The sequence below is a fragment of the Streptomyces formicae genome (genome assembly GCF_002556545.1).
Classification (GTDB): Bacteria; Actinomycetota; Actinomycetes; order Streptomycetales; family Streptomycetaceae; genus Streptomyces; species Streptomyces formicae_A.
In genome coordinates this window covers 9,580,914-9,596,522 of record NZ_CP022685.1, presented here as the reverse complement: position 1 = coordinate 9,596,522, position 15,609 = coordinate 9,580,914, and the positions used below count along the sequence as shown (strand labels likewise).

General features: G+C 71.8%; 15 protein-coding genes and 1 pseudogene. 1 reads left to right on the top strand and 15 read right to left on the bottom strand.

Going from position 1 to position 15,609, the window contains the following annotated elements:
- Positions 1-43: 43 nt before the first annotated feature.
- From KY5_RS41230 to KY5_RS41190, 9 genes are all read right to left on the bottom strand, one after another.
- Complete coding sequence (locus KY5_RS41230; RefSeq protein ID WP_098240194.1) at positions 44-1,216, bottom strand: methyltransferase; 1,173 nt, start codon at positions 1,214-1,216, stop codon at positions 44-46.
- Positions 1,217-1,233: 17 nt separating this feature from the next.
- Positions 1,234-2,685, bottom strand: a complete 1,452-nt coding sequence (gene manB / locus KY5_RS41225) for a phosphomannomutase/phosphoglucomutase (protein WP_324958905.1) — start codon at positions 2,683-2,685, stop codon at positions 1,234-1,236.
- A 2-nt stretch (positions 2,686-2,687) separates the two neighbouring features.
- Positions 2,688-3,137 carry an indolepyruvate ferredoxin oxidoreductase subunit alpha gene (locus KY5_RS41655; protein WP_107645676.1) on the bottom strand — a complete coding sequence of 150 codons (450 nt, stop codon included), beginning with the start codon at positions 3,135-3,137 and terminating at the stop codon, positions 2,688-2,690.
- Entirely contained in the window at positions 3,115-4,929 is a 1,815-nt protein-coding gene (locus KY5_RS41215; RefSeq protein ID WP_098240196.1) for an alpha/beta hydrolase, read from the bottom strand. Before KY5_RS41215 ends, KY5_RS41655 begins: the two co-directional genes overlap by 23 nt.
- The gene (locus tag KY5_RS41210) at positions 4,911-5,864 is read right to left on the bottom strand and encodes a glycosyltransferase (protein ID WP_098240197.1); all 954 of its coding nucleotides are present in this window, start codon (positions 5,862-5,864) and stop codon (positions 4,911-4,913) included. The genes KY5_RS41215 and KY5_RS41210 overlap by 19 nt, the downstream gene beginning before the upstream one ends.
- 84 nt (positions 5,865-5,948) lie before the next feature.
- Complete coding sequence (locus tag KY5_RS41205; protein ID WP_159072437.1) at positions 5,949-7,217, bottom strand: B12-binding domain-containing radical SAM protein; 1,269 nt, start codon at positions 7,215-7,217, stop codon at positions 5,949-5,951.
- A 56-nt stretch (positions 7,218-7,273) separates the two neighbouring features.
- The gene (locus tag KY5_RS41200; protein ID WP_098240199.1) at positions 7,274-8,092 is read right to left on the bottom strand and encodes an NTP transferase domain-containing protein; all 819 of its coding nucleotides are present in this window, start codon (positions 8,090-8,092) and stop codon (positions 7,274-7,276) included.
- Positions 8,089-8,709: an NUDIX hydrolase gene (locus KY5_RS41195; protein ID WP_159072438.1), complete on the bottom strand. Its 621-nt coding sequence runs from the start codon at positions 8,707-8,709 to the stop codon at positions 8,089-8,091. Before KY5_RS41195 ends, KY5_RS41200 begins: the two co-directional genes overlap by 4 nt.
- Entirely contained in the window at positions 8,706-9,830 is a 1,125-nt protein-coding gene (locus tag KY5_RS41190; RefSeq protein ID WP_098240201.1) for a DegT/DnrJ/EryC1/StrS family aminotransferase, read from the bottom strand. Before KY5_RS41190 ends, KY5_RS41195 begins: the two co-directional genes overlap by 4 nt.
- 282 nt (positions 9,831-10,112) lie before the next feature.
- On the opposite strand from KY5_RS41190, the gene KY5_RS41185 reads away from it, so the two are divergent.
- Positions 10,113-10,877: a hypothetical protein gene (locus KY5_RS41185; protein WP_098240202.1), complete on the top strand. Its 765-nt coding sequence runs from the start codon at positions 10,113-10,115 to the stop codon at positions 10,875-10,877.
- On the opposite strand, the gene KY5_RS41180 is transcribed toward KY5_RS41185, so the two are convergent.
- From KY5_RS41180 to KY5_RS41160, 6 genes and pseudogenes are all read right to left on the bottom strand, one after another.
- Complete coding sequence (locus KY5_RS41180) at positions 10,867-11,586, bottom strand: glycosyltransferase family 4 protein (RefSeq protein ID WP_098240203.1); 720 nt, start codon at positions 11,584-11,586, stop codon at positions 10,867-10,869. The genes KY5_RS41185 and KY5_RS41180 overlap by 11 nt on opposite strands.
- Before the next feature lie 196 nt (positions 11,587-11,782).
- Positions 11,783-12,112, bottom strand: coding sequence for a glycosyltransferase (locus tag KY5_RS43360; RefSeq protein ID WP_418952727.1), 330 nt, complete (start codon positions 12,110-12,112; stop codon positions 11,783-11,785).
- 338 nt (positions 12,113-12,450) lie between these two features.
- Positions 12,451-12,582, bottom strand: a pseudogene (locus KY5_RS43355) (class I SAM-dependent methyltransferase); the annotation flags it as partial.
- A gap of 284 nt (positions 12,583-12,866) precedes the next feature.
- On the bottom strand, positions 12,867-13,481 hold the full coding sequence (locus KY5_RS41170; protein ID WP_098240205.1) for a D-sedoheptulose-7-phosphate isomerase: 615 nt from the start codon (positions 13,479-13,481) through the stop codon (positions 12,867-12,869).
- A gap of 53 nt (positions 13,482-13,534) precedes the next feature.
- Positions 13,535-13,795 carry an acyl carrier protein gene (locus KY5_RS42065; protein WP_159072439.1) on the bottom strand — a complete coding sequence of 87 codons (261 nt, stop codon included), beginning with the start codon at positions 13,793-13,795 and terminating at the stop codon, positions 13,535-13,537.
- Positions 13,792-15,537, bottom strand: coding sequence for a class I adenylate-forming enzyme family protein (locus KY5_RS41160; protein WP_098240207.1), 1,746 nt, complete (start codon positions 15,535-15,537; stop codon positions 13,792-13,794). The genes KY5_RS42065 and KY5_RS41160 overlap by 4 nt, the downstream gene beginning before the upstream one ends.
- Between the last annotated feature and the right edge of the window lie 72 nt (positions 15,538-15,609).

Sequence of the window (15,609 nt, the reverse complement as noted above, 5' to 3'; positions counted from 1 at the left end):
TCGGCAGGACGGAAGAAACGAAGGAAGGAGGACGTGCGGCGGGTCAGGCAGGTACGCCCTCGATGACGCTGTGGTACTGGGCCTCGAGATAGCCGTGGTCGGCGAGCTTGCGCGTCATCGTGTGCTGGAACCCGGCATCCGCGAACAGCTGCGCGAACTCGGCCTCGGAGCGCACGCGACCGCCCGTGGTGACCAGAAGGTCCATGTCGGTGGTGACGATGCCGTGGGCGGGCCCGAGCTCCTCCGAGCGCTGCGGCATCAGCGGTTCCATGACGAGGATGCGACCGTCGTCGGCGATGGCGGCACGGCAGTTGCGCAGGAGCCGGAGCACGTGGTCGTCGTCCCAGTCGTGCAGGACGCTCTTCATCACGTACAGATCGCCGCCGCGCACCACTTCCTTGAAGGCGTCCCCCGCGACCGCCGAGCAGCGCTCGGCCAGACCGGCTTCGGCAAGAGCCGCGCGTGCCTGCGCCATGCCTTCCGGCTGATCGAACACGATGCCCTCAAGGTGAGGGTGGGCGGCGAGGACACAGCCGAGGAGGGCGCCGTTGCCACCGCCGATGTCCACCACGGTCCTGCACCAGGAGAAGTCGTAGCCCTGGGCGAGGGCCGGGCCCACCGCCTTGGTGTCCTCGCCCATCGCCGCGTTGAACATCGCGTATTCCTCGGGTCGTTGGGCGTAGTACGTGAAGTAGGGCACCCCATGGATACGTTCGAAGGCGTTGGCGCCGGTGCGTACCGTCTCGGCGAGGTCGCCCCAGCTGCGCCACATGGCCTCACCGGCGAAGAGCAGCACCATGGCGCGGAGCGAGTCGGGCACGTCCGAGCGGAGCGGTCGGCCCATGGGAGTGAGGGCGTAGCGGTCGGGGCCGCCGTCGGGGTCGGGAGCGACGATGCCGGTACCCGCCATGCCGCGCAGCAAACGGCGCAGCGCGGTCTCGTCGGCGCCGCTGGCGCGGGCGAGTTCGGCGCTGGTGCGCGGCCCGTCGGCCAGGGCGTCGGGCAGTCCGAGCCGGACGGCGGCGTGGATGATCTGGGCGGGCATGGAACCGAAGGCGAGCTCCCACAGGCGGGCTGTCGACTCCTGCTCGGCCGTCTCCTCCTGTGCCTCGGATCCCTCGGATGTCTCGGATGCCTCGGGTGTCTGCGCCTTTGCCTGCGCGGCCGGGTCGTCGGTGCCGGTGGCGGCCCGGTCATTGCTGTCGAGGGTCGTCATCTGCTGATCGCTCTCCTTCAGTGCGCCGGAGCCGCAGGCACGGGCGCGTGCGGCGGGACGGACGGGCGGGAAGGTGCTGCCTCCTCGAGCAGGGCCAGGACCTCGGCGCGCAGGCACCGCGCGGTCTGCGCGTCCAGGGCCTCCACGTTCAGCCGCAGCAGGCCGCGGCTCTCGGTCTGGGAGGGCCTGAGGTTGAACCAGGCGCCGTCGCCGCGCCGCGCCGTGAGCCCGTCGAGCCAGTCGCAGGTCGTGTCGGCGCGCGCCCCGGCCACGCGGGCGACCTCATGCAGGCGTTCCTCGGGGTCGCCGACGCGTACGGCGGTCTCCGGCAGGGTGGTGTAGCGGGTGCGGCGGCGGATGAGCTCGGACACCGGCACGGCGGTGGCGACCGAGGCGGCGAGTACGTGCAGCGCCGCGAGGAGACCGGAGTCCGCGTTCCAGAAGTCGCGGAAGTAGTAGTGCCCGGAGTGCTCGACACCGAGTACGGCCCGGTGCCGCGCCATCTCCCGCTTCATGTACGAGTGGCCGACCCGCGAGCGCGTCGTGCGACCGCCCAGCGCGTTCACCGCCTCGACCAGCGACTGGGAGGTGACCGCGCTGTGCACGACGGCGGCGCCGGGCTCGCGGGCCAGTGCCCGCTCGGCGAGGAGCGCGCCGACGGCGCTCGGGGGCACGGTCTCGCCACGTTCGTCGACGACCACGCAGCGGTCCGCGTCGCCGTCGAAAGCGAAGCCCACGTCGGCGCCCATCTCACGGACACGGGCGCGGAGCTCGACGGTGTAGCCGGGCTTCATCGGGTCGGAGTCGGGCTGCGGGACGTTCCCGTCCACGGCGAAGTTGAGGCCGATCACCTCGACGGGCAGCGCACCGAGTACGGCGGGGACGGTGAGCCCGGCCATGCCGCCGCCCGCCTCGACCACGGCCGTCACCCGCCGCCGCGGCGCCGCATCAGGTACGGCGAGGGCGAGCAGGTGGTCCCGGTAGCCAAGGAGCACTGGATGGTCCCGGACGTCCCCGGCACGCACCGTCGGCCCCGGCCCCGGCGTCGCGGTGCGCGCCATCCGCAGCAGCGTGCTCAACCCGGTGTCCCAGCCGATGGGTTCGGCATGCGCGCGGCACAGCTTGATGCCGTTGTAGTGGGGCGGGTTGTGGCTCGCGGTGATCATCGCGCCGGGTCGGGCGAGTGCGGCCGACGCGTAGGAGACCATGTCGGTGCTGGCCAGGCCGATCCGTACGACATCGCTGCCCTGGCCGCGCACTCCCCTGATGAACGCGCGGGCCAGGCGCGGCGACGAGGCCCGCATGTCGTGCCCGACGACCACTTCGGGTTCGGGCACCAGGCGCGCGAAGCACGCCCCGAACGTCTGGGCCAGGCCCTCGTCCAGTTCGTCGTCCACCACTCCTCGGATGTCGTAGGCCTTCACCACGGCGGCGGGGTCGCGCATCGTCGGCTCCTCTGTCTCGGCCACGCTCACCAGCGGCGTATCCGGGTCGGCTGTCCGGAAGGACGGCGGGTGCCGTCGTCCTGGACGTAGGGGTCCTGCGGGCCGAACGGCTCCTGCCACCACTGCTCGGGGGCGGGCTGCCAGTCCTCGTCCGGATAGATGCAGTCCACCGGGCACACCGGCGGCAGGCATTTGCCGCAGCCGGAGCAGAGTTCGGGCAGGATCGCCATGCCGCCGGCTCCGAGGTTGAAGACCGCCCCGAACTGGGACGGGCATGCCTCGACGCAGGCGTCACAGCTGATGCACTCGCTCTGCTCGATGCGCAGCGGCGCCTGGCGCCACTGCGGGGGGCGGGAGCGGTCGGTGGTGCGCTGGGCCCGTGGGCTCTCCGTGGCCGGGCGTTCGGCCGCCGGGCGCCGGTCCTGGCGTCGTGGTGGGCGGTGCCGGGCGGAGCTACCGGAGCGGTCGTCGGTCATGAGCGGGTACCTCCAACGGGGGTGGGGGCAGGGTCGGTTGAGGTGTCGCCGGGGCCGAGGGCGGTTGGTGTGCCTCGCCGGAGCCGCCGCGTCCGAAGGTGGTGGCCGTCCACGCGGTCGTGGCCCGCACGGCCCCGGCCAGGCCGCTCGCGGAGAAGCCGTGGCTGCCGTCGACGACGCGCAGCTCCCACCCGCGGCGGCGGCCGGTCTCGTCGAGGAGGAGGCGGGTCGCAGTGTCGGGGTGCTCCACTTCCTCGGTGCCGTAGACGACGCAGACCGGGACGTCGCTGTCGCGCAGCAAGGCCGGGTAGTCGCGGCCGCGGTCGTCACGGGTGTAGGCGACGCCGAGCCACAGTCCGCACCAGGCGGCGGCCAGGGTGCCGTCGACGCGACGCAGCCGGGGCGCGGGCCCCTCCCCATCTTCGCTGAGGATCGGCCCCCACAGGACGGCACCACAGACGGCGGGCAGGTCGTGCGCGGCCATCGCGGCGAGCCGGGCGCCCGCGCTGTTGCCCACGACCACGAACCGTTCGGCCACTCCCTGGGCGCGCAGCCGCTCGACGGCCACCCGCAGGTCCGCCAGGCGGCGGCTCCACGTGGTGTGCGTGAAGCAGCCGTCGCTCACTCCGGTGCCCCGGCTGTCGTACCGGAAGACAGGCAGCCCGCTCTGGGCACCGGCGTGCGCCAGGAGGGTGCCGCACTCGTGGATGTCCACGCGCTGCCCGGGGTTGCCGGGTTCGTAGATCAGACAGACGGGCCAGGGGGCGGAGCGGGGCGGGGGCGTGTGCAGGATGCCGAGCAACTCCTCGCCGTCGGAGGTGAATCGCACGGAGCTGATGAGAGAGCCGTCGGCTCCCGGGACGGTGTCCGCGGTGTGACCGGTGTACGGGCCCGGGGGCGCGGCACGATCCACCGCTCCGGCCGCCGACGTCCTGCGGCCCGGCAGGGAGCCCCCCGCCGCCTGGCCGTCGGCGCCATTCGTCAGGAAGTCGACCGCCGCCGCCATGACGGTCTCGCGGGTCTCGTGCTCCCAGTGCCAGCTGGGCGCCCATCCGTCCGGCTGGTGGGTGAGTTCGCGTAGCGGAAGCCCGATGTCGCGGGCCCACCTGCGGTCCTCGTCGGTGACGGCGACGACGAGAGTGCGGGTGCCGTCGAGCGCGGCGAAGGCCCGTTCGGCGGCCGGAGCCGCCGCCGCGAGCAGCCCGGCGTCGAGGGGGCCTGCCGGTTGCGGCGGCTGGTACGGCTCGCCGACGGCCGCGTCGACGAGGGCGGCGGCCACCCGGCTGTCCTGGAGTTCGTCGGGGACCGCCCGGCCCCGCGCGGCGAGGGCGGCCAGTTCCGCAGGGGATGCCGCCCCGGCCCGCCACCGTGCGAGGTCGGGGCAGACGAGCAGACCGGCGCTGGCCGTGCCGTCCGCGAGGAGTTCGGCGGCGAGGACGTTGCCGATGCCGCAGCCGAGCACCGCCACCTCCTCGCCCCCGGTCTCGCGGGCGTGCTCGAGGACGGCGCGGGCCGCGTCCCGTGCCCCGGCCCAGGTGGCCGGACGGCCGGTGGCGGCGCTGTCGGCGTGGCCGGGGTGGTCGTACTGCACGACGTTCACGCCGCGCGTCCGCAGCCTGCGGGCGAGGATCGACCACAGGTAGCGCGGCTCGCTCATCGACAGGGCGAGCCCGGTCAGGAGTACGACAGTGGGGGCCGTGTCGTCATGGTGGTGACGCACCACGCACACCGGGTCCGTGTCCGACGGGGTGCGGGACGTCAGGAAGTACTGGCTCAGGCGTGGCTGTCGCATGTCCACCTCTCCTTCTTCTCGTCCGCCCCCCGGGCCGTCTCCTGGGGCGTCTCCCGCTCGTGCTCCCGGGCGACCTCCCGTACGGACTTCTCGAACTCGGCCACGGACAGGCCGCCCAGCGTCAGGCCGAGCAGCGACTCGGCCGCTACCTCTGGGTGTTTGCGCGCGAACTCCGCGGCCGATCCGGCCAGTGCCCTGCGGTAGAACCCGTCGGGTCTGCCGTGTGCGAAGTGGTCGTTGCGGGCGGCGGCGCAGTGCCGGAACTCGGCGCCCGCCGCGACGAGCCGGTAGCCGAGCTCCAGGTGTTCCAGGCCCCACTCGGTGAAGTCCTCGTCGAATCCGCCTACTTGGTCGAACAGGACGCGGGCGAGGGAGACGTTGCCGGACAGGAAGCTGAGCCAGCGCACTGGTGAGGCGGTGTGCCCGGACGCGTCGTACACGCCGCAGACCTTCTTCACGAACGCGGGGGTACGTGAGCGCCGGCGCAGCGACCGCCCGTCGGTGGCGAGCAACTCCTTGACCTCGGCAAGGCGTTCGTCGAAGGCGCTGAGGTACAGCTCCTTGACGTCCCCGACCACCACGCGCCGGGCCGCGGAGCCGTCGGCGTAAGCGCGGGCGTGGGCCCGTACGTAGCCGGGCACCGGCGCGCGGTCTCCGTCGCAGAAGACCACCACCGCTCCTTGGGCGGCCGCGACCCCGGTGTTCCGCGCGGCGGCCCGGCCCCTTGCGGGCGTGTGCACCGCGCGCAGGGGCAGTGACGGCGGGGCGGTGTCCAGTACGCCGGGGGTGGTGTCGCGCGACCCGTCGTCCACGACGACGAGTTCCCAGGAGCCCGGCGGTGCGTCCTGGCGGGCGAACGCGTGCAGCGTCGCCTCCAGGCGTGCCGCCTGGTCGCGGGTGGGCACGACCACGCTGATGTCCGGCACGGCAGGCATCACGCCCTCCGATCGGGGGTCGGGGTTCAGGGGTGCGGGTTCGGGGGGGGGCGGGTTCAGCGGGTTCGGTTCAGGGGGTCGGGCTCAGATGACGACGAGGTCCTTGCCCAGCCAGTAGTTGCGGCCGGTCAAGTCCGCCTCGGCGAAGCGCCGTTCGACGTCCAGGTAGCCGTCGACGAGCTGCTTCGCCGTCATGAGCTTGGGTTCGAAGGTCACGGCCAGGGGGTCGTCGATGCCCTGGGGGCGCTTTTCGAGAAGCCGTCCCTCCCGGCCCAGGTGCTCGTACAGGGGTGTGCCGGGGATGGGGTAGAGGACGCTCAGGAACAGCCGGGAGACCTTGGTGCGCAGGGCGAACTCGTAGGTCTCCTCAAAGACGTCCGGGTCGTCCCAGTCGAAGCCGAAGATGACGTTGACCTGCGTCTCCACTCCGGCTTCGTGCAGTTGGAGCAGCAGGTCCTCGGCCTCGGGGATGGTGAAGAAGGTCTTCTCGGTGAACTCGCGGTTCTTCTCCCGCACGCTCTCCACGCCGAAGGAGACCACCCGCATCCCGCCATCGAGCGCCGACGTGACGACGTCGGGGTGGCGGGAGAGGTTGAAGTCGGTCTGGCAGCCCCATTCGATGCCTTCTCCCGCCATGCGTCCCAGGAGTTCCTTGGAGCGCTTGGGGAAGACGAGGAAGTCGTCGTCGCGGAAGACCACACGGGGGATGTGGAACCGGTCGCGGTAGGCGATGAGTTCGTCGTACACGTCGCCGACGGGGCGGTAGCGCCACTTGCTGTAGAGGAACTCGCTGCAGAAGGTGCACCTGCGCGGGCAGCCCCGCGCGGTGAACGACGGCAGGACGTACGGCTCCTCGATCTTGCTGAAGTCGACGAGGTCGAAGCGGGGCAGGGGGTGGCCGTTCATGGGGACCGGCAGTTCGGTCTGGTAGATCTCCTTGAGTTCGCCGCGGGCCAGGTCGTCCAGGAGGTGCTGCCACAGGACGTCGGCCTCGCCGACCACGACGGAGTCGCTGAAGCGGCTGATCACCGGCACCAGGCTGTGGTCGTCCTCGATGGTGGCGGGGCCGCCGACGACGACGCGGGGCCCCAATCGGCGGATCATGCGGGCGAGTTCCAGGGTTCGTTTGAGCTGGATGGTCTGGGTGGTGATGCCGACGACGTCGTAGGAAGCGAGGTCGTACTCGCGTTCCAGGTCCTCGCAGACTTCGTACGCGAGGTCGACCTCCCAGTCGGACGGGATCATGGCGGCCAGGTAGGGCAGCGTGAGGGAGATCAGCTGCGAGGGCCGCATCTCGCGTTTGTCCAGGCCCTCCGGGGTGTAGACGGCGGGTTCGACCAGCAATATGCGCACGTGGCTCCTCGGGTCCGTGGGGGCGATCGGGCTCCTGCGGGCAGGTGCACGTCCCGTCAGGGAGCGGGGGGTTGTTCGCGGCGTTCGTGGTGTTCACGGTGTTCGTGGTGTTCGCGCCCGTCTCGAAAGCGGGTGTAGCGCTCGGGTGTGCCGATGTCGGTGAAGGGGCGGTCGACCAGGTGGGCGGCGAGCGCCCGGCGCCGGATGAGCGCGCGGAACAGCACGCCGAGGTCCACCGGGTCCTCGTGCTGCGCCAGGTGGCGCAGGGCATCGCGGCGCAGCACGCACACGCCGGTGTCGGTCGTGAGAGTGCTGCCGTCGGGGTCGGTGGCGTTCTGGGCGTGTGCGTTCTTGTCGTATGCGCTCACCCGGCCGTCCTGAACACGGGTGTTGGGGTGTACGCCGGTGTCGGCGGAGGTGACGACCATGGCGGCCTCGTCCCGGCGGCCCGGCCAGCGGGCCGCGTCGGCGTACGGGATGTCGAGCAGGGTGTCGCCGAGGACCAGCAGGAACGTCTCGTTCAGGTACGGCGCGGCGGCCCGCAGCGCGCCGCCCGTGCCGCGCGGGACGGTGTCGATGTGGGAGGTCGCCTCGATGGGCTCGGGCAGCCGGTGGAGGTGTTCGAGGACTGGATCCGCGAGATGCCCCAGGCAGAAGTGGAAACGGCTCAGTCCGGCGTCGAGGAGCGGCGCGAGGAGCAGGTCCAGGAAGGGGCGACCGGCGACGGGGAGCAGGATCTTGGGCAGGTGGGTGCCCAGTTCGCCGAGGCGGCTGCCCAACCCGCCCGCGAGGACGACCACTTGGAGGCCGGAGGGGGTCGGGCGGGGCTGCTCACCAAGGCGCCGGTCGAGGTGCCGGCCGGGTGCGCCACTCATCGCGGCTCCCCTTGGGCCAGCGGCACCGAGGCCGCACCATGAGCCGGGGCGGGCAGCAGTCCCCGGCGGTGGGCGCGGAGCAGGGCGAGCGCGGTGGGAGCGTCCTGGAGTTCGCCGCCGGTGGCGAGTTCCAGCGCCTCCTCGACAGGGAGCGGGCCGGGGAGGATGACCTCGCCGTGGTCGAGGCGCGGCTGTCCGGGAGCGACGGAGGGCGCGAGGAACAGGTGGACCTCTTCGTTGGAGGAGCCGCTGGAGGGCCAGACGCTGCCCAGCGGATGCAGCACCTCGGCGCGGGCTCCGGTCTCCTCGGCCAGTTCACGCACGGCCGTCTCACGCGGGGTCTCACCCGGCTCGCACCGTCCGGCCGGCGCCTCCAGGCACCACCGGCGCACCGCGATCCGCCAGGACCGGATGAGCAGCAGCGTGCCGTCGGCGGTCACTGGAAGCACCAGGGCACAGCCCGGGTGGTCCACGTAGTACCAGTCGCGCCCGGGGCCGCCGGGCTCCGGCACGTGTGCCTCGCGGACGGTGAGCCAGGGGGTGTGGAAGGCGGTGAGCGAGGAACCGTGCCGCTGCGCGGAGGGCTCCGTCCCGGGTGGGTATTGGGCTGCCGTCACCGTGTACTCACCTCCGCCAGACACTCGCACAGGCTCTGCACGACGTGGGTCAGGCGCTTCTCGTCCAGGCCGGGATAGATCGGCAGGCACAGCTGTCCGGCGCAGGCCCGTTCGGTCCCGGGCAGCCGCACGCCCTGGTGGCGCTCGGCCAGTACCGGCTGATGGTGCAGCGGGGTCGCGTACACCTCGCCCGCCGCCTGTACGGAGCACTCCCGCAGGGCGGCCTTGAGGGCATCGCGGTCGGTGCCGGGCGGGAGCAGCAGCATCGCTTTGTAGCCGCTGTAGGGGTGCTCGGGCAGCAGGAAGTCACCGACCGGGAGGTCACGCAGGGCGTCGGCGTAGTCGGCGGCGACCGCGCGGCGCGCCGTCAACACATCTGGGAGCCGGGCGAGTTGGGCGCGCCCCAGGATGGCGGCGAGCTCCGGTAGCCGGGCGTTCCAGCCGGGGCGGGTGTGCCTGCTCACCCAGGCTTCGGGCTTGCCGAGGTTGCGTAACAGCCGTATCTCTTCGGCGAGTTGGGGGTCCGCGGTGATCACCATGCCGCCTTCGCCGGTGGTCATGACCTTGGTGGCGAAGAACGAGAAGGCCCCCGCGACGCCGAACGTGCCCGCGTGCCGCCCGTCGCGCTCGCTGCCGTGGGCGTGTGCGCAGTCTTCGACGAAGGCGATGCCGCGCTGCTCGCACCAGGCCGCGATGGCCGCGGTCTCGGGGCTGATCAGACCGCCGGTGTGGACGATCGTCACAGCGGCGGTGCGTTCGGTGCACACCGCGCGGACGTGTTCGAGGGTGGGCGCCATGGTCGTCGGGTCGGTGTCGGCGAGGCGGACGGTGGCGCCCGCCCGTTCGGCCGCGACGTACGTGGCGTAGTTGGTGCCGCCCGGCACGACGACTTCACGGCCGCCCACGTCCACGGCGCGGAAGATCAGCTCGAGGGCGGTGGTGCCGCTGGCGGCGGCGACGGCGTGCGGGGCCCGGGTGAAGGCCGCGAACTCCTCCTCGAACGCCTCGACGTTGACGCCCTGGGAGAACCTCCCGGCGCGCAGCAGCCGGTCGACCTCGTCGAGGACCTGGCGACGCTCGGCGTCGGACACCTCGATCTCGACGGCCGGAACGAATGGCATGCCAACCCTCTCTCATTCATCGGGTTCAGCTTCATCGGGTTCAGCGCACGATGAGCATGAATCATGAATACCGGCTCCCGAGGCCGCGGCAGCGATGACCGGGGCACATTCGGGGCGGTCATTCAACAACGTAGCAGTGTTTTCCGTTCACACAACACCCTATTTCGAAGTCCTTCACATCCGGCCCACTTGACGGCCGCTCGCACGCTGGCTTATCAATGCAAGGCGAACCAAGCCCAGTGAATACTGAGCCGAGCTCATTCACTTCGGAGGTGAAGTTCCATGGCACTCATCGACCTCGCCAAGCAGACGACTGGCCTCCTGGCCCGGACCTACGACTCCCTTTCCCGCCCTCTGCACCCTTCCGTCGCCGAGTTGATCGGCCGGAATCTGCCCTCGCTCGACGGCCCCTGGCTGGAACCGTTCAACGGTCAGCACGCCCGGCAGCGCATGTTCCGCTCCCTGGTCAGCGCGGTGCGGCCAGCATCCCTCTTCGAGTCGGGCAGCTACCGGGGAGCCTCGACACGCTTTCTGTGGCATGTCTCGGGAAAGCCCGTCTACACAGCGGAGAAGAATCCCAACTTCGCCCGCTACGTGGCCCGAGAATTTCGCCACGTACCCGAAGTCAAAGTCCTCAACCACGATTCACGGGACGCCTTGCGGATCTTGCACACGGGCGCACACATTCCCTCCTCGAAACCTTTCCTGTGCTATTTGGACGCGCACTGGGACGCCGATCTTCCCCTGCGCGACGAGGTGGCCTTCATTCTTCAGAAATGGCCGCTGTCCGTCATCGTCATCGACGACTTCAAAGTCCCGGACGACAGCGGCTACGGATTCGACGCGTACGGCCCAACCGAACTGTCCGTCGACTATCTCGGGCAGAGCGCTCTGGCCGAGAGCCACATTCTGTGGCCGAGCTGCCCCGCACGGGAGGAGACCGGATACCGGCGCGGCTGCGTCGTGCTCGCCTCGCCCCAACTCGCGGATGCCGTCGGGGAACTGCCCGAGCTGCGCCGGATCCCCGGCCTGACGGTCACGGGCTGACCTCGGCCCCGGCCCTGGCCTCGGCAGGCGCCGCCGCCCCCACCGGAGCCGGGGCCTGGGCGCGGGCCGCGCGCAGTCGCTCGTACACCGCCAGGTACCCGTCCACCATCGACTCGGCGCCGAACTCCCGCCGTGCCGCCTCCTGGGCCCGGCGCGCTTCCTTGGCCGCGGCCGCCGGATCGTCGAGCAGCCCGCAGACCGCACGGGCCAGCGCCTCGGGGTCGCGCGGAGGTACGGGAACCGTTCCCGGGCAGCACTCCAGGACCTCCGACAAGCCCGACACGGAGGCCGCCACCAAGGGGCGGCCCGCGGCGATCGCCTCGATGGCGGAGAGGCCGAGGCCCTCGGCGTGGCTCGGCTGCACCACCACGTCCGCGGCGCCGTAGAGGGCGCGCATCGAGCCGAACGGCCGGTCGGACGAGCGCAGGAGCACGTGCTCGCCCAGCCCGAGCGCCTCGACGTCGTCCTCCAACTGCCGTTTGTACGCGGCCGACGCGGAGTTGAGGGAGCCCACGAGGGCGGCTCTGGCCGTGGGGTGGCGTGCCACGATCCGGGCCATCGCCCGCACGAGTTCACGCTGCCCCTTGCGTTCCTTGTACCGGCCCACGAGCAGCACCAGGGGATCCTTCGGCGCGACCCCGAGCCAGCCGCGGGCGTGCCGGACTTCACCGCTCGCCCGCGCCGCCGTACAGGTCGGTCTCGATGCCATAGCGCGCGATGTGCACCCGGTCCGGGTCCGCGCCGTAGCCGATGGCCTGTTCCCGGTAGGCGCGGCTGCCGGTCACCCATCCGCGTCGTGCGGCAGCCCTCCGAAGACGAGCCGGGATCGGGAGCGCCGAACGGGTCGGTGTCGGGGGTGGTCTCGTTCATCCGTCACGACCAGGGGCAGCCGAGGGTGTCCCGCATCATCGCCCCCCAGTACGGCGCCCACTTGGCAAAACGTCTGCAGGATGTCGATCCGGCCGGGGTCGATGAGGCGTTCGGCATCCCCGAGCAGCCCGAAGACCCGCTCCTCCACGGCACCCGGTCGGGCTCGGACCAGCGCGCGGCGTCGGTGCGCACCCGGTGCACCCGCACGCCGAGCAGGTCTCGAACTCCTCGGTGCCCGGGTAGCGCTCGGTGAGCACGTCGACCTGGTGGCCGCGCCGTACCAGCCCGGCCGCCAGGGTGTAGATCTGTGTCTCCGACCCGCCGTGGACGGGCGGGAAGGTGGGGGTGAGAAACCAGAGGTGCACGGCGCTCCCTTTCGTCGGCGGGCCGTGTCGGTCGTTCTGCCAGTCCTGTCAGCCTGCCTGTCCTGTCGGCCCTGCCTGTCCTGTCGGCCCTGTCTGCCCTGTCCGTCCTGTCGGCCGGTCCGCCAGAGCTGGGCGAGGTATCGGTCACCGACGTACGTCAGTTCCTCCACGGCCGTGCGCTCGGCGACCGCCGCCAGGTCCTGGTAGGCGGCGAGCGGCCGGATCACGGTCGAGGTGGTGGGGCTGGAGACGTCACGGCGCTCGGCGGCGGGGTTGTGACCGTCCACGACGAGCAGGCGGCCGCCGTCCGGCGCCACCGATCCGGCCCATCTCACGCAGGCGGCCCCCAACTCCGCGTCGTCCGTGAGGTGTTGGAGGGTGAAGACGGCGAGGACGGTGTCGAAGGAGCCGTCCTCGAAGGGCAGTCGGTCGATGCCGGAGCACACCGCGCGGGCCGGTTTCCCCTCCAGCGCGTGGGTCGCCCCTGCGCACCATCTCCGGCGACCGGTCGACGCCCACCGTCCAGCGGGCCCGTCCGCTCAGCCAGGTGGTGAGCCCGCCCGACTCCGCAGCCGAGATCGGCCACCCGGTCCTCGTCCAGGCCGGGAAGGAGCCGCGCGATCAGCGCCTTCTGCTCCTGGTCGACCTGGGCGCACTGCTCAAGGGTCCATCCGGCCGGAGAGTACCGCGTAGAGGCCGGGGCGCCCGGCCCGCTCGTCCCAGCTGTCCGTCCCGGCACGGGCCGTGCCGCCGCTCACCGCGCACCGCCCACGACCGGCGGGGCCGCGCTCACCGCGGCCGCTCCCCCGACGGCACGGGCGCCCGTCCGGGCGCCGAGCTGTTCGGTGATCATGTGGTTGACGGCGAGGTGCAGATCCTCGACGACCCCGTAGTGGTCGGCGGGCACCATGATCACCTTGTCCGCGAGGGACCGCGCCGTACCGCCGTCGAAGCCGAGGAGCGCGACGGTCTCCACCCGGTGGGCGCGGGCGGTGGTCAACGCCTGCACGATATTGGGCGAGTTGCCGCTCGCGCTGATCACGACGAGGACGTCACCGGCTCTCGCCTGGGTGGCGAGCTGGGCGGCGAACACCGCTTCGTAGGAGACGTCGTTGGCCCAGGCTGTCAGCACCGACGTATCGAGCAGCGGGACGACCCGCACCCCCGCCGCCAGTCCTGGGGTCGCCGTCTTCGCCAGATCGCACGCCATGTGTGAGGCCGTGGCGGCGCTGCCGCCGTTCCCGGCCACGAAGACGGTGGCGCCGCGGGTCCAGGCCGCCGCGATCCGGTCGACGGCAGCGGTCACCTGGCCGGTCTCGATGCCGCGTACGGCGTCGACCAACATGCGGAGGTAGCTGTCGGGTTCCACTGAGTGCTCCGTTCTGCTGGGTCGCCCGGGCCGTCCGGCGGGTCGGGCGGTAGTCAGCTGGTACGGGAGTCGCGCAGATAGTCGGCGAGGTCCTGGACCTTGGCGTACGAGGAAAGCAGCAGCCGGTCCTCGTCGAGCCGCACGCCGAACTTCTCCTCGAAGGAGACGAGGGCCTCGATGAAGGCCAGCGAGTCCACTCCGAGGTCCTCGGTCAGCGACTGCTGCGCCGTGATCTCCTCCGCCGGGCGTGGCGGAATGCTCAGCACGGCCAGCTGGCGCACGACCCAGTCGTCCACTTCGTCCACGGGTGTCACCGCACTGCCTCCTCGACATCGGGCGCGCCCCGACCGGGCGCAGCTGGCTCCCCGGGAACGTTCCGGCTGCGGGCGAGCAGCGCGGACCGGTCGATCTTGCCGGTCCGGGTACGCGGGAGATCCGCCACCGTCGCGATGCGGCGCGGAAGCTTGTGGGCGCTCAGGCGCTCTCGGCAGAAGCCGGTCAGCTCCTGGAGGAGGGCGGCTTGTCCGGCGGGGGCCGCGATCTGTTCACCCGGGCCCGCGCCCGGTCCGTCGGCGGCCAGGCGTACCCAGGCCACCAGCGTCTCCCCCGCGCGGTCGTCCGCGCGCACCCCGCACACGGCCTCGGCCACCGCCGGGTGCGCCGTCAGGCATGCCTCCACCTCTTCGAGGGAGACGTTCATCCCGCTCACGATGGCGACGTTGCGCAGCCTGCCGCGCAGATAGAGGAAGCCGTCCTCGTCGAGGCGGCCGAGATCGCCGGTGAGCAGCCAGCCGTCGCGCAGCACCCGCGCGCTCTCCTCGGGACGGCCGTGGTACCCCGTCATCACGCCGGGCCCGCGTACCACGATCTCCCCGGTCGCGCCGGGCGGCAGCGGGCGGAAGTCCCGGTCGCGGATGGCCACTTCGACGCCGGGCAGCGGGCGTCCGACGGATCCCGGGTGGTCCTGGCGGTCGCGGCGCCGCATGGTGGTGACCCGAGGTCCGGCCTCGGTCTGTCCGTACGTCTCGACCAACTCCACATCGGGCAGGCGCTGTTCGATGCCGGCCAGGATCTCGGGCGGGGTGGGGGCGCCGCCGTAGACGATGTGCCGAAGCGAGGAGAGGTCGTACGCGCGGTGCCAGTCGCCGAGGGTGAGCAGCCGCAGCATGGAGGGCACGAGCAGCGTCGAGGTAACCCGGTGCTCCTGGACGAGGCGCCCGAACCGGCTGGGCAGGAAGTCGCCGTCGAGGAGCACGACATGCCCGCCGCTGTCCAACTGCCCGACGATCTGCACGGTGTTGCAGTAGCCGAAGTTCAGCGGCACGGCGGCAAGCGTGGTCTCCCCCTCGCCCGTCGTGGCGTCCGCCGTCGCATCCGTCGCATCCGTCGCGTCCGTCGCGCCGTCTAGCGAGGCGCGGTGCGCGCGGGCGCTGGCGAGCAGGGCGCTATGGGTCAGCACGACGCGCTTGGGCAGGCCGTACGAGCCGGAAGTGGCGAGCAGCACGGCGGGTTCCGCCGGGTTCGCGCCACGGCCGGGAGCCGGACCGGCACCCTCCGCCGCCCCGCAGACCGACCGCAGGGACGTCAGATCACCGTCGGCCCGGGCGCGTACGGGAACGTGCACGACCGTGGCCGACGCGCCGCCCCCGCGGTCGCTCGCGGCGGAGACACGATGCGGGCGCGCGCCCCGCAAATCCGGATCTTGCAGCAGCAACACCGGTGCGCAGGAGGCGAGTTCGGTGTCGGTCTCCGCCGCGCTCAGGTCATGGGCGAGGGGCACCACGGTGGCACCGAGGGAGAGAACGGCGAGATAGGTCACCATGTATTCGGCGCTGCGGGGTAGCTGAAGGGCCACCCGGTCACCGGGGTTCACCAGAGGCGCCAGGGCGCGGCTGATGTCGTCCGTCTCGTCCTGGAGTTGCTGGTACGTCAGGCCCAACAGGCCATCGGTGAGCGCGGGTGACAGGGGGCGCGCGAGGGCGGAACGCGCGAACGCCGAGGGAATCGTCAGAGGTGGGGTGTCAACGGCGAGTGAGGTCGACTCACCAGTGGCCACAGGTGGATCACCTTCCCTACACGATCAGGTCGTACACTACAGCGGACAACCACACCAAGAAGCTTACGCTGA

What these genes read in the sequence shown, in the direction of transcription:
- KY5_RS41230 (WP_098240194.1), bottom strand. Translation starts at nt 1,216, where the DNA reads ATGACGACCCTCGACAGCAATGACCGGGCCGCCACCGGCACCGACGAC.
- KY5_RS41655 (WP_107645676.1), bottom strand. Translation starts at nt 3,137, where the DNA reads ATGACCGACGACCGCTCCGGTAGCTCCGCCCGGCACCGCCCACCACGA.
- KY5_RS41215 (WP_098240196.1), bottom strand. Translation starts at nt 4,929, where the DNA reads ATGCGACAGCCACGCCTGAGCCAGTACTTCCTGACGTCCCGCACCCCG.
- KY5_RS41210 (WP_098240197.1), bottom strand. Translation starts at nt 5,864, where the DNA reads ATGCCTGCCGTGCCGGACATCAGCGTGGTCGTGCCCACCCGCGACCAG.
- KY5_RS41200 (WP_098240199.1), bottom strand. Translation starts at nt 8,092, where the DNA reads ATGAGTGGCGCACCCGGCCGGCACCTCGACCGGCGCCTTGGTGAGCAG.
- KY5_RS41190 (WP_098240201.1), bottom strand. Translation starts at nt 9,830, where the DNA reads ATGCCATTCGTTCCGGCCGTCGAGATCGAGGTGTCCGACGCCGAGCGT.
- KY5_RS41185 (WP_098240202.1), top strand. Translation starts at nt 10,113, where the DNA reads ATGGCACTCATCGACCTCGCCAAGCAGACGACTGGCCTCCTGGCCCGG.
- KY5_RS41180 (WP_098240203.1), bottom strand. Translation starts at nt 11,586, where the DNA reads ATGGCATCGAGACCGACCTGTACGGCGGCGCGGGCGAGCGGTGAAGTC.